This window comes from Stenotrophomonas sp. INTA L402-1 (assembly GCF_059295135.1).
In genome coordinates this window covers 51003-71785 of record NZ_JCAFWP010000010.1, presented here as the reverse complement: position 1 = coordinate 71785, position 20783 = coordinate 51003, and the positions used below count along the sequence as shown (strand labels likewise).

Genomic DNA, 20783 nt, shown 5'->3' with positions numbered 1-20783 from the left:
GGAGCGGGGGTTCCTGGGGAAGGGCGCAGCCAGCGGCCGGGCCGGTGAAGAGGGCGCGTATTGTGCGCCAGCTTGGGGCATGACGGTACGCGCACGGCAAGCTGTACGCCTTGTTCAGGATCAATGCGGTATGATTCCGCTCTGAGCGAGTGAAATCTCCTCCAACCGAGCAGCGCCAGGGCACGCGATAAGAAGGGCGCCCAAAGCGCGGACCATCACCTTTTTTATCGCACTGCCAGGAAGACGGCAGTGTCTTCGGAGTTCCCCATGTCCCAAGAATCCCAAGCGCAGCTGCAGTTCGCGCAGCTCGGCCTGTCCGAGCCCGTGATGCAGGCGGTCACCGCCATCGGCTACGAAACCCCGTCGCCGATCCAGGCCGCCACCATCCCGGCGATGCTGGAAGGCCGCGACGTGCTGGGCCAGGCCCAGACCGGCACCGGCAAGACCGCAGCGTTCGCGCTGCCGGTACTGTCCAACATCGATTTGCAGCAGATCAAGCCGCAGGCCCTGATCCTGGCGCCGACCCGCGAACTGGCCATCCAGGTTGCCGAGGCGTTCCAGTCCTATTCGTCGAAGATCCCGGGCTTCCGCGTGCTGCCGGTGTACGGCGGCCAGCCGTACGGCCAGCAGCTGTCGGCCCTGCGCCGCGGCGTGCACATCGTGGTCGGTACCCCCGGCCGCGTGATCGACCACCTGGACCGCAGCACCCTGGACCTGTCCGAGCTGAAGACGCTGGTGCTGGACGAAGCCGATGAAATGCTGCGCATGGGCTTCATCGACGACGTCGAAGCCGTGCTGAAGAAGCTGCCGGAGCAGCGCCAGGTGGCCCTGTTCTCGGCCACCATGCCGCCGCAGATCCGCCGCATCGCGCAGACCTACCTGCAGGACCCGGTGGAAGTGACCATCGCGGCCAAGACCACCACCTCGGCCAACATCCGCCAGCGTTACTGGTGGGTGAGCGGCATGCACAAGCTGGACGCGCTGACCCGCATCCTGGAAGTCGAGCCGTTCGACGCGATGATCATCTTCGCGCGCACCAAGGCCGGCACCGAGGAACTGGCCAGCAAGCTGCAGGCCCGTGGCCTGGCCGCTGCCGCCATCAACGGTGACATGCAGCAGGCCCAGCGTGAGCGCACCATCGCCATGCTGAAGGAAGGCAAGCTGGACATCCTGGTCGCCACCGACGTGGCTGCCCGCGGCCTGGACGTGGAGCGCATCAGCCACGTGCTGAACTACGACATCCCGTACGACACCGAAAGCTACGTGCACCGCATCGGCCGTACCGGTCGTGCCGGCCGCAGCGGCGAGGCGATCCTGTTCGCCACCCCGCGCGAGAAGGGCATGCTGCGCCAGATCGAGCGCGCCACCCGCCAGCCGATCGAAGAGATGCAGCTGCCGAGCGTGGAAGCGGTCAACGACACCCGCATCAACAAGTTCACCTCGCGCATCAGCGAAACCCTCGGCGCCGGTGGCCTGGACTTCTACCGCCAGCTGCTGGAGCGTTTCGAGAACGAGCAGAACGTGCCGGCCATCGAAGTGGCTGCCGCGCTGGCCAAGATGCTGCAGGGTGACACCCCGTTCCTGCTGCAGCCGCCGGTGCGTGCCCCGCGTGAAGAGCGCGCACCGCGCGAACGCTTCGACCGTGGTGACCGTCCGGAACGTGGCGATCGCTTCGACCGCAACGAGCGTGGTCCGCGCTTCGAGCGTGGCCCGCGCCGCGACGACGCCGAAGGTGGCTTCGAGCAGCGTCCGCGCCGTGAGGTTCCGCCGCGTGGTGCGCCGGAGCAGGGCATGGAGACCTACCGCATTTCGGTCGGCCACCAGCACGGCGTGAAGCCGGCCAACATCGTTGGCGCCATTGCCAACGAAGCTGGCCTGGAAAGCCGCTTCATCGGCCGCATCGACATCCACGACGACTTCTCGCTGCTGGACCTGCCGGCACAGATGCCGCCGGACGTGCTGTCGCACCTGCAGAAGGTGTGGGTGTCCGGCCAGCAGCTGCAGATGCGTGCGCTGGCCCCGGGTGAAGACACCAACCCGGCCCCGCGTCCGTTCAAGCCGCGCTTCGACAAGCGTGGTCCGGGCGGCCCGGGTGGCCCGCGTCGCGGTGGCCCGGGCGGTCCGGGTGGCCACGGTGGCGACCGCGGCGGTGACCGCGACAGCCGCCCGCCGCGTCGTGACGGCTTCAAGCCGCGCGGCCCGCGCAGCTTCTAAGCCGCACCTGTGGTCCTGAACAACGCCAGCCTCCGGGCTGGCGTTGTCCGTTATGGGCCTGGAAAAGGGGACGGAGGGGATCAAGTCGTTTATGCCCGGCAGTGCGCTTATGCCGAAAACGACTTAATCCCCTCCGTCCCCTTTTCGCATGGCAAACACATTGCCGGTCATAGGCTGGGCCGGTTCCAAGGGAGGTTGTCACCGCAGCACATTCGGGGGGATCCGGGATGGGTAGAAGTGGCACGGACCAGCAGAGCCGGCGGGTGCCGATGACCCGTGGCCTGGGATTGCGCTTTGCGTTGTTGACGGGCATGGCGATCGGGTTGGTCGCGCTGTCCGCGTTGATCCAGGAACTGCAGGCGGCCTCGACGGCCTGGATTGCCGGCCAGGGCTACTGGTCGCGAGGGCAGCAGGATGCGACCGCTGCGCTGAGCCGCTACCTGGCGCGTGGCGATGCGCAGGACCTGGATGACGCGCGCCAGGCCCTGCGGATTCCGTTGGGGGATCTGCAGGCCCGGCTGGCGCTGGAACAGGCGGTACCGGACGAGGAGAAGGCCCGGCAGGGTTTCCTGCAGGGCGGCAACGCGCGCGCCGATATTCCACGCCTGGTGTTCTCGTTCCGCTACGCCCGTGACCTGGGAGCATTCCGCGAAGCCACTGCACTGTGGCGGCAGACCGATGGTGATCTGGAGGCTGTGCAGGCCCTGGTCGCCGAGCTGCAACGGAGGCATGCGGCAGGTGAACTGCCCGTGGCCGACCGCAATCGCTACCTGCAGCAGCTGCGGGATCTCGACCGCCGCCTGCAGGTGCAGGCCCAGGCGTTCTCGCAGGCGCTGCTGAGGATGGCCACCATGGTCCGGATCGCCACGCTGATGGTTGGCGGCCTGTCGGTGCTGGTGATCAGCCTGATGGCAGTGGCGCTGGCGCGTCGTGTCGGCAAGGATCTGACCGAGCACGAGAGCCGCTTCCGCGCGGCGTTCTACCAGGCCAATGTCGGCATGCTGAAGCTCGACACCGATGGCCGCGTGGTCGAGGCCAACCAGGCGATGGCGGATATCCTCGACTATCGGCGTGATGTGCTGCTGCAGATGCTGCTGGGTGACCTGCTGATGGAGGGGGAACTGGTCCTCGATGGTGTCGGCCGCATCGACTGGGACCGGCAGCTGCGGCCGAGCGAGCTGCGTTTCCGCCGGCGCGATGGCAGCCTCGTCTGGGGACGCTGGAGCGGTACCGCGGTTCGCAGCTCGGGCGGAGGATTGTCGGTGTTCGCGATCATCGAGGATGTCAGCCAGAACCATGCACTGGCGCGCGAGATCGAGCATCACGCCAGCCACGATCCGCTGACCGGCCTGATCAACCGCCGCGAGATCGAACGCCTGCTGGAACGCGCGCTGCTGCAGGTCCGGACCGACGGTGGTACGCATGCGCTGTGCTACATCAACCTGGACCACTTCAAGCTGGTCAACGACAGCTTCGGTCATGCCGCCGGCGACCAGATGCTGCGCGGTTTCGCCGACTATCTGGTGGCGGCGGTGCGTGATGGCGATTGGGTCGGCCGCCTGGGGGCCGATGAGTTCGCGGTGTTTCTCGCCCACGCCGGCCAGGATGAAGCCAAGCGGGTACTGCAGCGGGTGATCCGCAACCTGGGCCAGGCCACGTTCCCGATCAGCGAGGGCAGCCCGCAGTTGAGCTGCAGCATCGGCGTGGTCGAGGTCAGTGCCGAGGCGCCGGACGCGAACTGGTTGATGAGCGCCGCCGACAGCGCCTGCTATGCCGCCAAGCAGGCCGGTCGCAACCGCGTGCACTGCTTCAACGAGAACCGCATGGCGCTGGAGGAGCGGCGGCAGGAGGCCGAGCGTCTGCAGGGTGTCAGCCTGGCCATGGCGGAGAATCGCATGCTGCTGTACGCGCAGCGCATCGCCCGCGTGGGAGATCCGTCCTACCTGCACTACGAAGTGCTGGTGCGCATGCGCGGTACCGATGGCAGCCTGCACCTGCCCGGTCAGTTCATGCCGGCGGTGGAGCGCTATGGCATGGCGGTGGCGCTGGACCGGCACGTGCTCGGGCTGCTGTTCCGCCACCTGCAGGTCTGCCCGGCGCATGTGCGCCAGCTGGGCCTGTGCAACGTCAACGTTTCGGCGCAGTCGATCGCCGAGCCGGGATTCCTCGCCTTCGTCTGCGACCTGCTCGAGCGCAACCGCGCGCTGGCCTCGAAACTGTGTTTCGAGATCACCGAGACCGCGGCGATCAGCAACCTCAGCCAGGCACGCGCTTTCATCGATGCGGTCAAAGCGCGTGGTTGCCGGATGGCACTGGATGACTTCGGCTCCGGCCTGTCCTCGTTCGGCTATCTGCGCCAGCTGCCTGCGGACATCCTGAAGATCGACGGCACCTTCGTGCGTGACATGGACACCGACCCGGTCAGCCACGCCACGGTGCGGGCGATCAGCGAGCTCGGGCGGGAACTGCAGATGGAGGTGGTGGCCGAATGGGTGGAAACCGCCGAGGTGGCTGGCGCACTGACCCGGCTCGGCGTGCAGGGCCTGCAGGGCTACGCGATCGAGCGGCCGCAGCCGCTGGAACGGATGACCCTGAGTGACCTGAGGCCGGTCCGCCTGGTGGCGGTGAAGGGGCCTCCGGCCGCTGGCTGAACGGCGCACGGCGACTTTGGTCTACACATGCGCGGCGTGCCCGGCTGCGATAATGCGCGCCAGGGGCGACGCGCAGTGGGCGCGGACGTAAGCAGGAACAGGATGTGGCGTGGGCGTCAGGCAGTGGCGGTACGAAACAGGGGCGCTGCTGGTCGTCCTGCTGATGGGAGTGTTGCTTCCCGGTCTGGTGCACGCGCGCCTGGCCGAGGCGGGCCGGGATTTCCTGCTGGTTGGCGCACCGACGGACGAACCGACACCCCATCGTGGCTGTACGCCCGCGATGCTGGCCGGGCCGCGCGAGCAGGTAGAGGTACCGGCGCCGCCCGGGGGCTGGTCGGGGCAACCCCAGGCGCTGGATGTGTTCAACGTGTTCGCTGGCGAAGTCCGCGTACAGCATGGTGACCGCGAGATCTGCGGCAACATGCACGATGCGCGCACCCGTGATTCGCGCTTCCGCGCCGGCATCGGCCTGGTGGCGGTGCCAGCGGCAGGCAGCCATGAGCCGTTCCTGGTGTCGTGGCAGGCGCCGCTGAAAGCGCGCTGGGTGCCGACCTTGCGGCTGGGGGCGCCCAGTCCGGTCCAGCAGAACGATACCGCCCGCCTGCTGGTGCGCGCGGCCTGCATCGCGGTGGCGATCGCGCTGGCGCTGTCGGCATTGATGGCCTACCTGACCACCCGTGACCGCAGCTTCCTGGTCTACATCGGCGCGACGATCGTGGTGGTGGTGTGGCAGGCGGTTCTTGGCGGCTTGAGCGGCTATCCCGAACCGTGGCTGCCGGTGGGCGAGCGCGGCGCATGGTGGCTGCTGGCGCTGACCGCCGCGACCCAGGCGCTGGTACTGCCCGCTCTGTGGCGCCTCAACGGCGGGGACCGCTTGCTGCCGTGCTCGCGGCCGGCACAGCAGGCTGTGCTGTGGGGCCTGATGGGACTGGCCGTGCTGGTGCCGTGGCTGCGCTGGGAATCCCTGGCGCTGGTCGCGGAGGTCCTGCAGCTGAGCTTCATCCTCGGTTGCCTGCTGTCACTGGCCGCTGGCATGCGTGCCTGGTTGCGCGGTGACTGCTGGGCGTTGGCGGGCCTGGCGGCGCTGGTGCCACTGCTGGTGATGATCGCAGCCGATGCCAGCAGTGCGGGGTGGCTGCTGGAGTACCGGGTGGAAGCACTGCAGCTGTCGGTGACCTGGCTGCTGATGATGGCCGCCTATGCCATGAACCAGCGGTTGGGCCGGCTGCGCCAGCAGCGCGATGAACTGCGCCAGCTGGCCGAAACCGATGGCCTGACCGGGCTGCCCAACCGCCGGGCCGGCCTGCAGCAGCTGGCCCGTCACCTGGCACAGGTCGACCGTGAGCGCGGCCCGCTGGTGATCGGCTTCCTCGACATCGACCTGTTCAAGGACATCAACGACCGCCATGGCCACGCGGTGGGCGACCAGGTGCTGGTGGCGGTAGCGCGTGCCCTGCGCACGGCAGTCCGCAGCCAGGACGAAGTGGTGCGGATGGGCGGCGAGGAGTTCCTGCTGCTGATGCCGGGCATGCCGCGCGAGGCGGCGTCGGCGCGCCTGGACCGCCTGCGCCAGCGCATCACCGAAGCCGGCCAGGCCCTGCAGGTGCCGGGCCTGGAAGTGACCGCCAGCATCGGACTGGCGCAGTGGCGGCCGGGTGAGGATGACCTGGCCGGGCTGCTGCGGCGGGCCGACCATGCCATGTACGTGGCCAAGCGGGCGGGTCGCAACCGGGTGTTCGACGGCGAAGAGCTCGATCCGCCGGCCCCGGCATGAAGCGCAGCGGGCGGCGATGCCGGATAATGGACCGATGACCACCCGACTCAACAAACATATCGCCGACACCGGCTTCTGCTCCCGCCGCGAGGCCGATCGCCTGATCGCCGCCCGCCGCGTCACCGTCAACGGCCACGCGGCCGGCACCGGTGCGGTGGTGGGCGAGGAAGACCAGGTGCTGGTCGACGGCCAGCCGCTGCGCGCGCGCGTGGCACGCAAGCCCGGCGCCCGCCGCCACGTCTACATCGCGCTGAACAAGCCGGTGGGCGTCACCTGCACCACCGAAACCTCGGTCAAGGGCAACATCGTCGACTTCGTCGGCCACGAACAGCGCATCTTCCCGATCGGGCGCCTGGACAAGGAGTCCGAAGGCCTGATCCTGATGACCAGCAACGGCGACATCGTCAACCAGATCCTGCGTGCCGAGAACGGCCACCAGAAGGAGTACCTGGTGGCGGTGAACAAGCCGGTCACCGACGAGTTCCTGCGTGGCATGGCGCGCGGCGTGCGCATCCACGACCAGATGACGCTGCCGTGCAAGACCTCGCGCATCGCCAAGTTCGGATTCCGCATCACCCTGCAGCAGGGACTGAACCGGCAGATCCGCCTGATGGCCGCCGAATTCGGCTATCGCGTGACCCAGTTGCGCCGCGTGCGCATCGACAACATCAAGATCGGTGCGCTGAAGCCGGGCCAGTGGCGCAACCTGACCGAGCAGGAGCTGCAGGGCCTGCTGCCGAAGCAGCTGGACTGGTAACGCGCGGTAGTGCCGGCCGCTGGCCGGCTGCACCAGGCATCGAATGAGCGCGGGATGCCGGCCAGCGGCCGGCACTCCCCGTTGTGCGGATTGCGCACCGGCATCAGCTAGACTCCGCAGTGACCTGCCGGAACGTGACGCTGCATGATCAAGCCCGACAAGCCTGCCAACGAAGCCCTTCGGCTCGAGGCGCTGTACCGCTACCGGATCCTGGATTCGCAGCGTGAGAAATCCTTCGACGACCTGGTCGCGATCGCCAAGGCGGTCTGCGGTACCTCGATGGCGGCGGTGACCCTGATCGACGTCGAACGGCAGTGGTTCAAGTCGATCCAGGGCATCGACGCGGCGGAAAACCTGCGCAGCGAATCGATGTGTGGCCACGCCATCCTGCAGCCGCAGGAAATCATGGTGGTCGAGGACGCGTTGCAGGACATCCGCTTCCACGATAATCCGGTAGTGACCGGCGACCCGCACATCCGCTTCTACGCCGGTGCGCCACTGATCAGTTCCGATGGCCTGCCTCTGGGCACGCTGTGCGTGTTCGATGCACATCCGCAGCACCTGCCCAGCGACAAGGCCGAGGCACTGGCCGCGCTGTCACGGCAGGTGATGCTGGTGATGGAGCTGCGCCGTTTCGCGCTCGACATCCAGAAGCACATGCTGGAGCGCGATGACTACGAGCGCCTGTTGGCGGAGTACCAGGACGTGCTGCTGGCGCAGAATGCCGACCTGGCCGAGCAGAGCCGCACCGATGCGCTGACCGGCCTGCCCAACCGCCGCGCAATGGCGGCGGCACTGGAAGAGGCGGTGGTGGAGATCGATGGGCAACCGGGCGTCGCCTGCGTTGCGTTGCTCGACATCGATCATTTCAAGCACATCAATGATTTCCAAGGCCACGCTACAGGCGATCGGGTGCTGGCCGAGCTGGGCGTGCTGCTGCGCTCGCACTTCGCCGGCCGCGGCATGGCGGCGCGCTACGGCGGCGAGGAGTTCGTGGCGGTAATGCCGGGCACCGACCTGCACACGGCCGAACTGCAATGCGAGTTCCTGCGCCTGGCCGTGGCTGACCTGCCGCTTGGATTCCCGGTCACGATCAGCATCGGTGTTGCCCAGCACCAGCCAGGTGAAAGCTTGGATGACATGCTGGCGCGCGCCGACAAGGCGCTGTACCGGGCCAAGGGCAATGGTCGCAACCGGGTGGAACGGGCGGGCTGAGACACCGGCGACTCGCGCGCTGAACGCATGCGACGTGTGGATGATTCGATGCCGTTCCAGTAGATCCACGCCATGCGTGGATGCTCTTCCCGATTCGCGTCGCGTCGCAGCTCCTGCGATCAGAACCGGCCAGCATGACGTCCCTGTTCCCACGGACACATCCATGCTGCAGACCCTGGCCATCGCCCACTATCGCTCGCTGCACGGGCTGATACTGCCGCTGCAGCAGTTGAATGTGGTGACCGGCGACAATGGCAGTGGCAAGTCCAGCCTGTACCGCGCGCTGCGCCTGCTGGCGGAGACCGCGCAGGGCGGCGTCGCGGCGGTTCTGGCCCGCGAAGGTGGGCTCGGTTCGGCGCTGTGGGCGGGGCCGGAAAAAATGGACCGTCGGGTTGCTGCCGGCGAAATCCCCTTGCAGGGCGGCCCACGTCAGGAATCGGTGGGATTGAAGCTGGGCTTCACCACCGACGAGTTCGGCTATGCCATTGACCTGGGCTACCCACCGCCCAGCCGTTCGGCCTTCGCACTGGACCCGCAGATCAAGGCCGAGGCGATCTGGGCCGGGCCGTTCCTGCGCAGCGCCAACCTGCTGGTCGACCGACGTGGGGCAATGGTGCGGCAACGCCATGCGCGCGGTTGGGATCTGGTCGATGACCGGTTGTCGCTGTTCGACAGTCTGTTCACCCAGGTTGGCGATCCGCAGCGCATGCCGGAAACCATCGCCCTGCGCGAGTACATCCGTCGCTGGCGCTTCTACGACCATTTCCGCAGCGACGCCGATGCCCCGGCACGGCAACCGGCGATGGCCACGCGCACGCCGGTGCTGCATCACGACGGTCGCGATCTGGCGGCGGCCTGGGTGACCATCCTCGAGATCGGTGATCCGGGCGCACTGGCGCGCAGCGTGGAGGATGCGTTCCCGGGCGCCACGGTGGGGTTCGAGGAACTGGACGGTCGACTCGCCCTGCGCTTCCACCAGCCGGGGCTGCTGCGGCCGTTGTCGATGGCCGAGCTGTCCGACGGCACGCTGCGCTTCCTGCTGCTGGCCGCGGCACTGCACACGCCGCGCCCGCCGCCGCTGCTGGTGCTCAACGAACCGGAGACCAGCCTGCATCCGGACCTGCTGCCGGCGCTGGCGCGGCTGATCATCGCGGCCAGTGCGCGCAGCCAGGTGTGGGTGGTCTCACACGCCAGCCGACTGATCGCAGCACTGGAGCAGGCGCCCGGCTGTCATTCGCTGCATCTGCACAAGGAACAGGGCCGCACGCTGTTGAGCGGGCAGGGCCTGCTGGATGCCCCGGCATGGCACTGGCCGCAGCGCTGACAAGGCGATTCGCACCCTGTGCGGAGGCACTCAATCGGCGATGTTGCGCGCCTCGGCCGTGCCAAGAATTTCCGGATGCTGCACCGGCTTGCGGCGGTTCAACAACGGATGCAGGAACACCGCGCCGACGATGATCGCCACGCCCAGGTAGAACCACGGCGTGACCTCGTGCTGCTCGCGCAGCAGCACCACCGCCAGCACCACCGCGTAGACCGGTTCCAGGTTGGTCACCAGCTGCACCGTGTAGGCGCTCAGGTGGCGTAGCGCGACCAGGGCCAGGGCGAACGGCAGCAGCGTGCAGAACCCGGCCAGTACCAGTAGCAGGATGCCGTCGTGCAGGTCCGGAACCACCCATAGTGGGCTGGCCAGCGCCGGCAGCAGGTAGGGCATCAGCGGTGCCAGCAGGGTCAGGGTGAGGGTGCCGGCGCCCAGCTCCAGTGCCGTGACCGTAAGCGGATCGGCGTGGCTGACCATGCGCTTGTTGAGCGAGCCGAACACCGCCACCAGCAGCGCCGATATCGCGCCGATCAACACACCCAGGCGCATGCCATCGGGCACGCCACCGACCACCAGTGCAACACCCGGCAGCACCGCCAGGCCGAAGGCGAGTTCACGCAGCTGGAACGGTCGCTTGGCTACCCACGGTTCGATGATCGAGGTGAATACCGGCGCCAGCGCGATGCAGGTGGCGGCCACCGAGGCGTTGGCCAGCTTCACCGCGCCGTAGAACGTCAGCCAGTGCAGGGCGACCAGCGCGCCGATGCCGGCGTAGCCCGCCACCAGGCGCAGTGGCAGGGGGCGCAATCCGCGCCAGACCCGCGGCAGCAGCGCCAGCATCGCCGTCACCAGCAGCATGCGCCACCACACCAGCGGCAGTGCGGGCAGGGTGATCAACTTGCCGAGGATGGCGGTGACGCCCCACAGCAGGACACAGAAGTGGATCTGCCACAGCGCTTTGCGGGTGTCGGGTGTGCTCATCCGCCTATTGTGAGGCAAGGCGATGACCGCAGCGCTATCCGCGTGAGGAATTGCTGGCCCCATCTACCCGCCGCTGCAGGGCCATCGCCGCCGCCGGGTTGCGTGCCTTGCCCGCACCAATGCACAGCAGGTAGACCTCGCGCGGTTCTGACGGTGCCGGCGCGGCCTGGCAGGGCAGGTCGTCCACCGGCTCGCCGCGTGACCAGTGGAGCGCGCGTTCGGCCCAGCGCTGCTGCACGGGTGCCGGCAGACCCTCGTTCAAGCGGGCCTGGCTGCGCTTGATCCTGGCGTAGACGAAGCCGGCACTGACATCGCCGTGTAGTGGCGCCTCGTCGCTGTCCTCGATCACCAGCGCCACGCCATGGCGGCGCGCGGCGGCGACCAGTGCCGGGCCATGTGCCTCGGCGTTGCGGACCTCCAGCGCATGCTGCAGCGGCACGCCGTCCAACTGCTTCGGCAGCTGTGCCATCAGTGCGTCCAGCGCTTCGGCATCGGCCGGATGGCGTGGGTCGAACTGCCACAGCAAGGGGCCCAGCCGGTCACCCAGCGCGAGCGCCGCCTGCAGGAACGGCGCTGCAGCCTCCACAGTGCTGGACAGGTCGCGGCGCTGCACCAGGTAGCGTGGCGCCTTCATCGAAAAACGGAAGCCGTCCGGCGTCTGCGCCGCCCATTGCGCGCACTGGGCGGCAGTGGGTGTGCGGTAAAAGGTGCCGTTGATCTCGATGCAGCGCAGGGCGCGGCTGGCATGGGCCAGTTCCTCGCGTTGCGGCAGGCCAGGCGGATAGAACATGCCACCGCGCCATTCGGGAAACACCCAGCCACCGATACCGCAGCGGATCGCGGCCTGCGTCGTTGCGGCCATCACTGGCCGTGGTCCGCGCGCCACGGATCGTAGCTGCCGAACCACCACAGGTAACCTTCCGGGTCGGCACAGGCGTAGCCACGGCCACCGTAGTCCTGGTCGGCAATGTCGATGACGATGCGGGCACCGGCAGCCTTGGCTCGCGCATAGTGCGCATTGGCATCGGTGACGATCACGCAGGCGCTCTGCGTCTGGCGGCCGCCGACCTCGTCCGGCATCACCGCCAGCTTGGACCATTCGCCGCTACTGCTGCTCGAGCCGAGCATGATCATGCCGTTGCCGTATGTCAGCTGCGCATGGAACACCGTATCGCCGTCGGCATACACCGCCTGGACGTGAAAACCGAAGGCGCGTTGCAGCCAGTCGATGGCGGCCTGCGCGTCGCGGTAGCGCAGGCACGGAATGATGGTCGACCCGTTGCTCGGTTGTCCGTTCTCGCCCATGACACCCCTCCTATGGCACAGGGCAGGCTGCGCCCGGGGCCGTTACCATCGCGCGAAACCCCGGTGACGGCCTGCACATGGCCGCCACCCCTGTTCGGAGATCGTGCTGGATGAAACCCTGGATTGGAGGAGCCGTGCTGCTGGCGTGCACGACCATGGCGAGTGCTGCGACCCCGGAGCAGCTGCAGGACCTGGATGCCACCGTCGAGCGCGTGCGCGCACAGTTCGACGTGCCCGGCATTGCCGTGGCCGTGGTCAAGGATGGCCAGGTGGTGCTGGAACGCGGCTGGGGTGTGCGCGAGCAGGGCAAGCCGGAGCCGGTGCAGGCCGATACCCTGTTTGCCATCGCTTCCAATACCAAGGCGTTCACCGCTACTTCGCTGAACCTGCTGGCAGAGGACGGCAAGCTGAAGATGGACGACAAGGTGATCGACCACCTGCCGTCGTTCCGCATGTCCGACCCGTTCGTGACCGGCCAGATGACGATCCGGGACCTGCTGTCGCACCGCAGCGGCCTGAGCCTGGGCGCCGGTGACCTGCTGTTCTGGCCGACCACCTCCTACAGCAACGCCGAAGTGGTGGAGCGTCTGGGCAAGGTGCCACTGAAGGGTGGGTTCCGCGAAAGCTACGCCTACGACAACATCCTGTACGCGGTTGCCCAGCAGGTGATCGAGCATGTCTCCGGCATGAGCTACCAGCAGTTCCTGCAGACCCGCATCTTCGACAAGGTGGGCATGGCCGGCACGCGCTACAACGCCGATCACCTGAAGCCGGGCGACAAGGCGGCGGTCGGCCACGCCAAGTACGATTTCAAGGACCTGCGTACCGTCGCGCCGCTGACCTGGTCGAACAACGCCGGCGCCGGTGGCATCTATTCCAGCGCGCACGACATGGCACGCTGGATGCAGGTGCAGCTGGCCGAGGGCAAGCTGGCCAATGGCACGCCGCTGTTCACCGACAAGAGCCAGCAGCAGATGTGGCGGATGATCACGCCACAGTCGATTCCGGCGCCGAGCGTGCCGGAGCTGGCGCCGGCGCGGGCCAACTTTGCCGGCTACGGCGAAGGCTGGAGCCTGAGTGACTACCGCGGCCGGAAACTGGTCTGGCACACCGGTGGCTGGCCGGGCATGGTTTCGCGTTTGACCCTGGTGCCAGGCGAGAAGCTGGGCGTGGTGGTGCTGACCAACCAGGAAGTGGGCGCAGCGTTCAACGCGATCACCCTGAGCGTGCTTGATGCCTATCTGGGCGGCGAGAAGCACGACTGGGTGGATGCCTATGCCAAGGCCGTGGCCAAGGGCCAGGACAAGGCCGACGAGGCCTGGGCCAAGCACCAGGCGGCGCGCGACAAGGGCAGCAAGCCGTCGCTGGCACTGGCTGGCTACAGCGGCACCTTCCGCGACCGCTGGTACGGCGACATGCAGGTCAGCGCCGAGGGCAAGGGCCTGCGCCTGCGCTTCATGAAGACCGCGCAGCTGAGCGGCCGGCTGGAGCATTGGCAGCACGACACCTTCATCGTGCGCTGGGACGACCGTTCGCTCAACGCCGATGCGTTCGTGAACTTCAGCCTGGACCCGGACGGCAAGGTGCGCGAGGTGCGCATGCAGTCGATCTCCGACCTGACCGATTTCAGCTTCGATTTCCAGGACCTGCTGTTCACCCCGGTGAAATGACGTCGCCGGGCGTGGCCCGGCGCTGCTGTTTGACGAATCCCATCGGTAGTGCCGGCCGCTGGCCGGCAACCTCATGCTCCCCGGAAGCGTCGCGAGGGGGCCGGCCAGCGGCCGGCACTACCGGAACCGCGGCGATCATCGGCTGGCGTACACACGCGGCGTGGGATACTCCGCCGGCTATTGATGGCGAGGGAATGCGATGTTCCGTTGGTTTGAATCCCTGATCCCGGTGTTTCCGCCCGTGGACGGGCGCATGCCGCCGCGCAAGGTGGTGCCGTTCTACCTGCACTACCTGCGCCCGGTGTGGCCGGTGCTGCTGGCCACCCTGATCGCCGGCCTGCTGCTGGCGCTGGTGGAAGTGGCAATGTTCGATTACCTGGGCCGCATCGTCGACATGGTCGCCGAGCAGCCGGGGGCCGATTTCTTCAAGCGCCATGCCAATGAGCTGGGCTGGATGCTGTTCATCACGGTCATCGCGCGGCCGATCCTGGTCGGCCTGCACAACCTGCTGGTCAACCAGGCCATCGTGCCTGGCCTGAGCAACCGCTCGCGCTGGCTGATGCACAACTACGTGGTGCGGCAGAGCCTGAACTTCTTCCAGAACGACTTCGCCGGCAGCGTGGCCAACCGGGTGATGCAGACCGGTACCTCGCTGCGCGAATCGGCAGTGCAGATGGTCGACTCGCTCTGGTACATCGTGGTCTACACCGGCACCGCGCTGTACCTGTTCGCGCAGGCCGACTGGCGGCTGATGGTGCCGTTGATCCTGTGGCTGCTGGCCTATGCAGTGATCCTGGCCTACTTCGTTCCGCGCGCGAAGGAACGCGCATGGATCGCCTCCGAAGCGCGTTCCAAGGCGATGGGCCGCATCGTTGATGGCTACACCAACATTCCCACGTTGAAGCTGTTCGCCCATGGCGGACGCGAGCAGGCCTATGTGGCCGAGTCGATCCAGGAACTGGCGGTCAAGCACCGTGCGCAGACCCGCATCACCACCGGCATGGACCTGACCATCGCCATCGTCAACGGTTTCCTGATTGCCGGTACCTGTGGGCTCGCGCTGTGGCTGTGGAACGGTGGCCACATCACTGTTGGCGCGATCACGCTGGCGACCGGCCTGGTGATCCGCATCCACAACATGTCCGGCTGGATCATGTGGACCATCAACGGCATCTTCGAGGACATCGGTACGGTGCAGGATGGCATCACCACCATCGCCCAGCCGCTGACCGTGCAGGACCGCGAGGATGCGGTGCCGTTGCAGGTGACCCGTGGTGGCGTGCACTTCCAGGACATCCACTTCCACTACGGCAAGAAGGGCGGCGTGATCGCCGGACTGGACCTGGTGGTGAAGCCGGGCGAGAAGATCGGCCTGGTCGGTCCTTCCGGTGCCGGCAAGTCGACCCTGGTCAACGTGCTGCTGCGGCTCTACGACCTGGAAAGCGGCCGCATCCTGATCGACGATCAGGACATCGCCCATGTCACCCAGGAGAGCCTGCGCCAGCAGATCGGCGTGGTCACCCAGGACACCTCGCTGCTGCATCGCTCGATCCGCGACAACCTACTGTATGGCCGTCCCGATGCCACTGACGAGCAGTTGCATGCCGCCGTGGCCAAGGCGCGCGCCGCAGCCTTCATCGATACGCTGGTGGACGGGCAGGGCCGGCGTGGCTACGACGCGCACGTGGGCGAGCGCGGCGTGAAGCTGTCCGGTGGCCAGCGTCAGCGCATCGCGATCGCGCGCGTGTTGCTGAAGGACGCACCGATCCTGGTGCTGGATGAGGCGACCTCGGCACTGGACTCGGAAGTGGAAGCAGCGATCCAGGACAGCCTGGACCAGTTGATGGGCAACAAGACTGTGATCGCGATCGCGCACCGGCTGTCGACCATCGCACGCATGGACCGGCTGGTGGTGATGGACCAGGGCCGCATTGTCGAGACCGGCACCCATGCCGAGCTCATTGCGGCCGGTGGCCTGTACGCGCGGTTGTGGGCGCGGCAGACCGGTGGTTTTGTGGCTGCAGACCAGTAGATCCACGCCATGCGTGGATGCATCCCTTGGGGTCGGAGACCCGCATGATTCGTTCTCTACGCCCCCTGCTGCTGGCGCTGGCACTGGCACTGGTCGCCGCAGCCGCAGCCGCTGCATCGCCATCAGTGGAAGGCGAAGCCCTCGAGCAGGTCATCCTTCTCAGCCGCCACAACCTGCGCGCACCGGTGGTGGCATCGGGCGCGTTGGCCAATGCGACTCCGGAGCGCTGGCCAAGCTGGGACGTAGGTGCTGGCGAGCTGACCACCAAGGGCGGGGTGTTGGAGGTCTACATGGGCCGCTACATCGGCCAGTGGCTGCGCCACGCACAGCTGCTGCCGGTATCAGGCTGCCCGCAGCCGGCGGATTTCCACGCCCATGCCAACAGCCTGCAGCGCACCCAGGCGACCGCACAGTTCTTCGTTGCAGGTGCCTTCCCGGGCTGCCACGTTGCGATCGAGCAGCGCATGCCGCTGGGCACGATGGATCCCTTGTTCAATCCGGTGATCCACAACAGAGACACGCTCTTCCGCGAGCGCGCGCTGTCGGCGATGCAACAGGCGCAGGCCGCATCATCGGATCTGGCACCGGCGTTGGCGGCGGTGGAGGCGATCACCCGCTACCCGCAGTCGGCTGCGTGCGCAGGCCGCAGTGAATGCCACCTGACGCCGGCCGATTCCATTTTCAGCGCAGAGCCGGGCAAAGAACCGCGTACTTCCGGTTCGCTGGCCCTGGCAAGCGGGCTGGTCGATGCCTTGTTGATGGAGCACTACCAGGGAAGTGGCATTCCCGGCGAAGGCTGGGGCCGATTGAACACGGAGGACCGATGGCAGGCGCTGGCGCAGGTCCGCAACCGCTACCAGGACATCCTGTTCGGAACACCCGAGGTGGCGCGTGACGTGGCTGCGCCGCTTTTGGCAAGAATAAACGGGCTGTTCGAAGATCCGGCGTCACCGAAGGTGAGCCTGCTGGTCGGCCACGATTCCAACATCGGTTCCGTGCTGGCGGCGCTGGGAATCACGGACTACACGTTGCCGGGCCAGTATGAGAAGACACCGATTGGCGGCCTGCTGCAGTTTGAACGCTGGCGTGATCGTGGGGCCGGCGAAGTGCGTTTCCGCCTGGCCTACGTCTACCCGACCACCGCGCAACTGCGAGATGCGCTGCCGTTGAGCGATGTACAGCCACCCGGTCGGGTGGAGCTCGCGCTTCCCGGGTGTGGGCAGAATGGATGCAGTGACGTGCAGTTCGAGCGCGTGCTGCATCGCGCGGTGAATTGAATGCCATCCACGCATGGCGTGGATCTACTGGCAGGCGGGTAGTAGATCCACGCCATGCGTGGATGGGTCCATCCCGGGACGCCGAACAGAAAACGGCCCGGGTTTCCCCGGGCCGTTCTGCTTCCGCTCACACCGGCGCGATCACTCGATCGGCTGGTCCAGCATCAGCTGGCGTGCGAAACGCACCGGCGGTGCGCCGTAGGACAGCATCTGGTCGTGATAGGCCTTGAGGTTGAACTTGTCACCCAGCTTGTCCTGCATCGCCTTGCGGGTGTCGAAGTGTTCCTGCGCACCGACGAAGTAGGTCGGCAGCTGTGCCGAGGTCAGCTGCGCGCGCACCCACTTGCCCGAGGCTTCGCTTTCCTGTTGGAAGGCGTCATGGGTCATCAGGTGCATCGCCTTTTCGCGATCCCAGTTGTCCACGTGCACGCCCTGGTCGAGGATCGCGTTGGAGATCGTGCGCAGGTAGAACTTCAGCTGCACCAGGTGGAACAGCGGGTCATTGTTGAGGTAACCCTGCTCCTGCATCATCCGCTCGGTGTAAACCGCCCAGCCTTCGGCGAACAGGCCCGAACGCAGCACTGCACGCAGGGTGGAGGGGAACTTGGCCGAATGCCAGCCTTCCAGGTAGTGCCCCGGGGTGCCTTCGTGGATGCTGAGCAGGTGAATCATGCGCGAGTTGTACTCACGCAGGAACGAGTCGACCTGCTTGTCGTTCCAGTCGTCCGGAATCGGCGAGACGGCGTAGAAGGTCTTCAGGTTCTTGTCCAGCGGGCCCGGCGAATCGCAGTAGGCCACGGCCACGCCACGCTGGAATTCCGGCATCAGGATGATGTCCACCGGCGCGTCGGGCAGGGTCATCAGATCGTGCTCGCGCACGAATGCGGTGGACTGCTCCAGTGCGGCCTTGGCATCGTCGACGACCTTGTCGCGTGCCGGCTTGTCGGCGTAGGCCAGCTCCAGCGCGGCCTCGATCGCCTTCTGCTGCTGCTCGTCGGTCGGCTGTGCCGGCATCTCCGGTGCGCCCGGCTTGTCCTTCAGCACGGTCTGCGCGATGCCGTACATGTCTTCGCGCACGCGCTTGAGTTCGGCGCGTGCTCGCTCACCGATCTCCTGGCGCGACAGCGACGAGTTCAGCGCGAATTTCAGCTTCTGGTCGTACTTTTCCGCACCGATGCGGAAGTCGCCCTTGGCGTTCGGCACCAGGGTCTTGTCCAGCCAGGTCTGCTGTTCGTCCACCGCCTTCTTCAGGCCATCGATGGCGGCCTGCAGGCGCTGCTGGTCGGCCTGCGGCAGTTCGCCGATGTGCGGGGTGATGAAGGTATCGACGATGCTGAGGATGCCCTTGTTCTGCTTGGCCACCGTCTCGGCATGGATCTTCGGCACGCGGGCCGGATCCAGGTTCTCGCGGGCCTGGGCGAAGATCGCCGGCAGCTTCTCCATGCGCGCGGTGGCCGACTTCAGGCGCTCGGGCAGCGGTGCGAACTCACGGGCCATCAGGCCGTAGATCGCGCTGCCGGCCACGCCGTTGTACAGCTGCGGGTCCCACTTGCCGGACTGCATGACCTCGGCATTCCAGATCTCGGACTGCAGCTGGTTGCGCAGGATCGCCGCGTCCACCTGGTTTTCGCGGCCGAGCTTGGCCACCTCGATCTTGTCCAGCTCGCCCAGCAGCGCCTTGTAGGCGGCCAGGGTCTTCTGCTGGCCGGCGGCGCTCAGGTCGTCGATCTCGCTGTCGTAGCGGTGGTCACCGATCTGGGTGGCGCTGACCGGCGAGAGCTGCATCCAGGTGTCCAGGGCGCGCTTGGACAGGTCGGCGAAGGCGGCATCAACCGCCGCGTCACCGGCCTGCTGGTTGGCGGCCGGGGTGGAACCGTTGGTCGGGGCGTCGGCCGGCTGGCAACCGGCAAGGGCGGCGACCAGGGCGAGGGCAAGAAGATGCGGGCGCATCGGCGTTCCTGTACAGGGTCAAACCCCGAGCATAGGGCCCCGGGGCTGCTTTGTCCCCGTGCCATAGGATTACCATGGGCACTGACAAGGACCCTCCAGCGGAGCACAGGACATGGAATACCAGGGAAGCTGCCATTGCGGCAGGATCGCATTCACCGTACAGGCCGAGGCGCCGATCAGCGACGTCATCGACTGCAACTGCTCGATGTGCCGCCGTCGCGGCAGCCTGCTGTGGTTCGCCCCGCGCGAAGCGTTCCAGCTGACCACCGATCCGGCGGACGTGGCCACCTACCACTTCAACAAGGCGCATATCGACCATCACCATTGCCGCGAGTGTGGCGTCGCTCCCTACAGCGAAGCGGTTGACCCGCGCACCGGCACGCCGATGGTGGCGGTGAACGTGCGCTGCGTACCGCAGGTAGACCTGGCCACGCTGGCGGTGATGTCCTACGACGGAGCGGCACTGTGACGCCGCTGCGCGCGTGGACGCGTGTGGTGGCGATGCCGGTGCTGCTGCTGGCGCTGGCGGCCTGTGCCAAGAACGGCGAGAGGGCGCAGGAGGCGGGTGCGGCCGCTGCCGATGCTGCTGTCGCTTCGCCGGAAGGTGCGTTCCTGGCCTACGAGCATGACGTGCAGATCCAGCTGGAAGCGGCGCAGATCGCTGTGCGCATCCAGCAGGTGGCGCAGGCCTGCCAGAGTGCGAAGTTCGGTGATTGCGCGGTGCTGCAGGTCGACCAGCGCAGTGGCGAGCAGCCCAGCGGCGAGGTCAAGGTGCGCATTGCGCCAAAGGGCACCGAGCCGTTGATCGCTCTGGCCGGTGAGGGGGGCACGCTGCAGTCGCGCAATACGCGCGCCGAGGACCTGGCGCAGGAGGTAGCAGACACCGCACTGACCAAGGCGCGGCTGGAGAAGGAACATGCGCGGCTGCTGTCCTACCAGGACCGCAAGGACCTGAAGATCGAAGACCTGATGGCGATCACCACGCGCCTGTCGGAGATCGAAGCGGGCGTCGAGCAGGCCAACAAGGATTCTGCGCAGCAGCGCCGGCGCATCGATACACAGCTGGTCACGATGCACTTCGACACCACCTCGGGCCAGCGCAGCCGCAGCGAGATTGGCGAGGCCCTGAGCGAATCGGGCAGCATCCTCAGCACCAGTATTGCGTTCCTGATCCGCGCCGCGGCCGCGCTGCTGCCGGTGGCGGTGCTGGCCCTGATCGCGGCCTGGGGTGTGCGGGCGTGGTGGCGTCGCCGCCGCCGCAGGCTGCCGCCCAGCCTCTGAGGTGAAGGTTGATGCCGGCAACCCGCCGGCATCAGCCCTCGTCGGTCTCGTACTCGACGAACACGTCCAGCTCCAGTGCCAGTTCCTGCACGGCATCGCGCACCTTCTGCGCGGTGCTCTCGTTGCCCACTTCCACCTCCAGTTCGTGGGTGCCCGGGCCGATGTCGTCGGACAAACCGGCCGAACTGGAATCGTCGTCGTCCATGTGTGGCATCAGGTCGTCGGTTTCCTCGACATGCTCGATGCCGTCCAGGCCAAGCAGCAGATCGCTGATCGCACGGGCGTCGTCTTCGGTTCCGGTAATGCGCAGTCGCAACATGGCCATGGCGTAGGTACGGTGTGGGGTTGCCTGCAG

The 20783-nt window shown here is 67.1% G+C and carries 16 protein-coding genes; 11 read left to right on the top strand and 5 right to left on the bottom strand.

The window, feature by feature from the left end:
• The first annotated feature begins 267 nt into the window (after positions 1-267).
• From AC5O77_RS08270 to AC5O77_RS08245, 6 genes are all read left to right on the top strand, one after another.
• Entirely contained in the window at positions 268-2214 is a 1947-nt protein-coding gene (locus AC5O77_RS08270) for a DEAD/DEAH box helicase (protein ID WP_478057873.1), read from the top strand.
• Between the two features lie 227 nt (positions 2215-2441).
• Positions 2442-4865 (top strand): putative bifunctional diguanylate cyclase/phosphodiesterase, encoded by a 2424-nt coding sequence (locus AC5O77_RS08265; protein WP_049424576.1) that lies wholly within the window; start codon positions 2442-2444, stop codon positions 4863-4865.
• A 109-nt stretch (positions 4866-4974) separates the two neighbouring features.
• A complete protein-coding gene (locus tag AC5O77_RS08260; RefSeq protein WP_478057874.1) occupies positions 4975-6639 on the top strand; it encodes a sensor domain-containing diguanylate cyclase in 1665 nt (554 codons plus the stop codon).
• Positions 6640-6673: 34 nt separating this feature from the next.
• Complete coding sequence (locus tag AC5O77_RS08255; RefSeq protein ID WP_049424580.1) at positions 6674-7396, top strand: pseudouridine synthase; 723 nt, start codon at positions 6674-6676, stop codon at positions 7394-7396.
• A 144-nt stretch (positions 7397-7540) separates the two neighbouring features.
• Entirely contained in the window at positions 7541-8611 is a 1071-nt protein-coding gene (locus AC5O77_RS08250) for a sensor domain-containing diguanylate cyclase (protein WP_478057876.1), read from the top strand.
• 163 nt (positions 8612-8774) lie between these two features.
• On the top strand, positions 8775-9935 hold the full coding sequence (locus AC5O77_RS08245) for an AAA family ATPase (RefSeq protein ID WP_134951490.1): 1161 nt from the start codon (positions 8775-8777) through the stop codon (positions 9933-9935).
• 30 nt (positions 9936-9965) lie between these two features.
• Here the strand turns inward: AC5O77_RS08245 and AC5O77_RS08240 are convergent, their stop codons facing one another.
• The 3 genes from AC5O77_RS08240 to AC5O77_RS08230 are packed head-to-tail and all read right to left on the bottom strand — an operon-like array spanning position 9966 to position 12218.
• Entirely contained in the window at positions 9966-10913 is a 948-nt protein-coding gene (locus AC5O77_RS08240; RefSeq protein WP_478057877.1) for a DMT family transporter, read from the bottom strand.
• 34 nt (positions 10914-10947) lie between these two features.
• Complete coding sequence (locus tag AC5O77_RS08235) at positions 10948-11775, bottom strand: DUF72 domain-containing protein (protein ID WP_478057878.1); 828 nt, start codon at positions 11773-11775, stop codon at positions 10948-10950.
• Positions 11775-12218 (bottom strand): VOC family protein, encoded by a 444-nt coding sequence (locus AC5O77_RS08230; protein ID WP_478057879.1) that lies wholly within the window; start codon positions 12216-12218, stop codon positions 11775-11777. Before AC5O77_RS08230 ends, AC5O77_RS08235 begins: the two co-directional genes overlap by 1 nt.
• Before the next feature lie 110 nt (positions 12219-12328).
• Here AC5O77_RS08230 and AC5O77_RS08225 point away from each other — a divergent pair, with 110 nt between their 5' ends.
• From AC5O77_RS08225 to agp, 3 genes are all read left to right on the top strand, one after another.
• A complete protein-coding gene (locus tag AC5O77_RS08225) occupies positions 12329-13888 on the top strand; it encodes a serine hydrolase (RefSeq protein WP_478057880.1) in 1560 nt (519 codons plus the stop codon).
• A gap of 199 nt (positions 13889-14087) precedes the next feature.
• Positions 14088-15920 (top strand): multidrug efflux ABC transporter SmrA, encoded by a 1833-nt coding sequence (gene smrA / locus AC5O77_RS08220; protein WP_478057881.1) that lies wholly within the window; start codon positions 14088-14090, stop codon positions 15918-15920.
• 44 nt (positions 15921-15964) lie between these two features.
• Positions 15965-17197 (top strand): bifunctional glucose-1-phosphatase/inositol phosphatase, encoded by a 1233-nt coding sequence (gene agp / locus AC5O77_RS08215; RefSeq protein ID WP_478057882.1) that lies wholly within the window; start codon positions 15965-15967, stop codon positions 17195-17197.
• Positions 17198-17338: 141 nt separating this feature from the next.
• Here agp and AC5O77_RS08210 read toward each other — a convergent pair whose 3' ends face one another.
• Entirely contained in the window at positions 17339-19147 is a 1809-nt protein-coding gene (locus tag AC5O77_RS08210) for a DUF885 domain-containing protein (protein ID WP_012510496.1), read from the bottom strand.
• 112 nt (positions 19148-19259) lie between these two features.
• Here AC5O77_RS08210 and AC5O77_RS08205 point away from each other — a divergent pair, with 112 nt between their 5' ends.
• A complete protein-coding gene (locus AC5O77_RS08205; protein WP_110711692.1) occupies positions 19260-19616 on the top strand; it encodes a GFA family protein in 357 nt (118 codons plus the stop codon).
• Positions 19617-19648: 32 nt separating this feature from the next.
• Positions 19649-20428: a DUF4349 domain-containing protein gene (locus AC5O77_RS08200; protein ID WP_279913191.1), complete on the top strand. Its 780-nt coding sequence runs from the start codon at positions 19649-19651 to the stop codon at positions 20426-20428.
• A 31-nt stretch (positions 20429-20459) separates the two neighbouring features.
• On the opposite strand, the gene AC5O77_RS08195 is transcribed toward AC5O77_RS08200, so the two are convergent.
• Positions 20460-20753 (bottom strand): hypothetical protein, encoded by a 294-nt coding sequence (locus tag AC5O77_RS08195; protein ID WP_012510497.1) that lies wholly within the window; start codon positions 20751-20753, stop codon positions 20460-20462.
• Between the last annotated feature and the right edge of the window lie 30 nt (positions 20754-20783).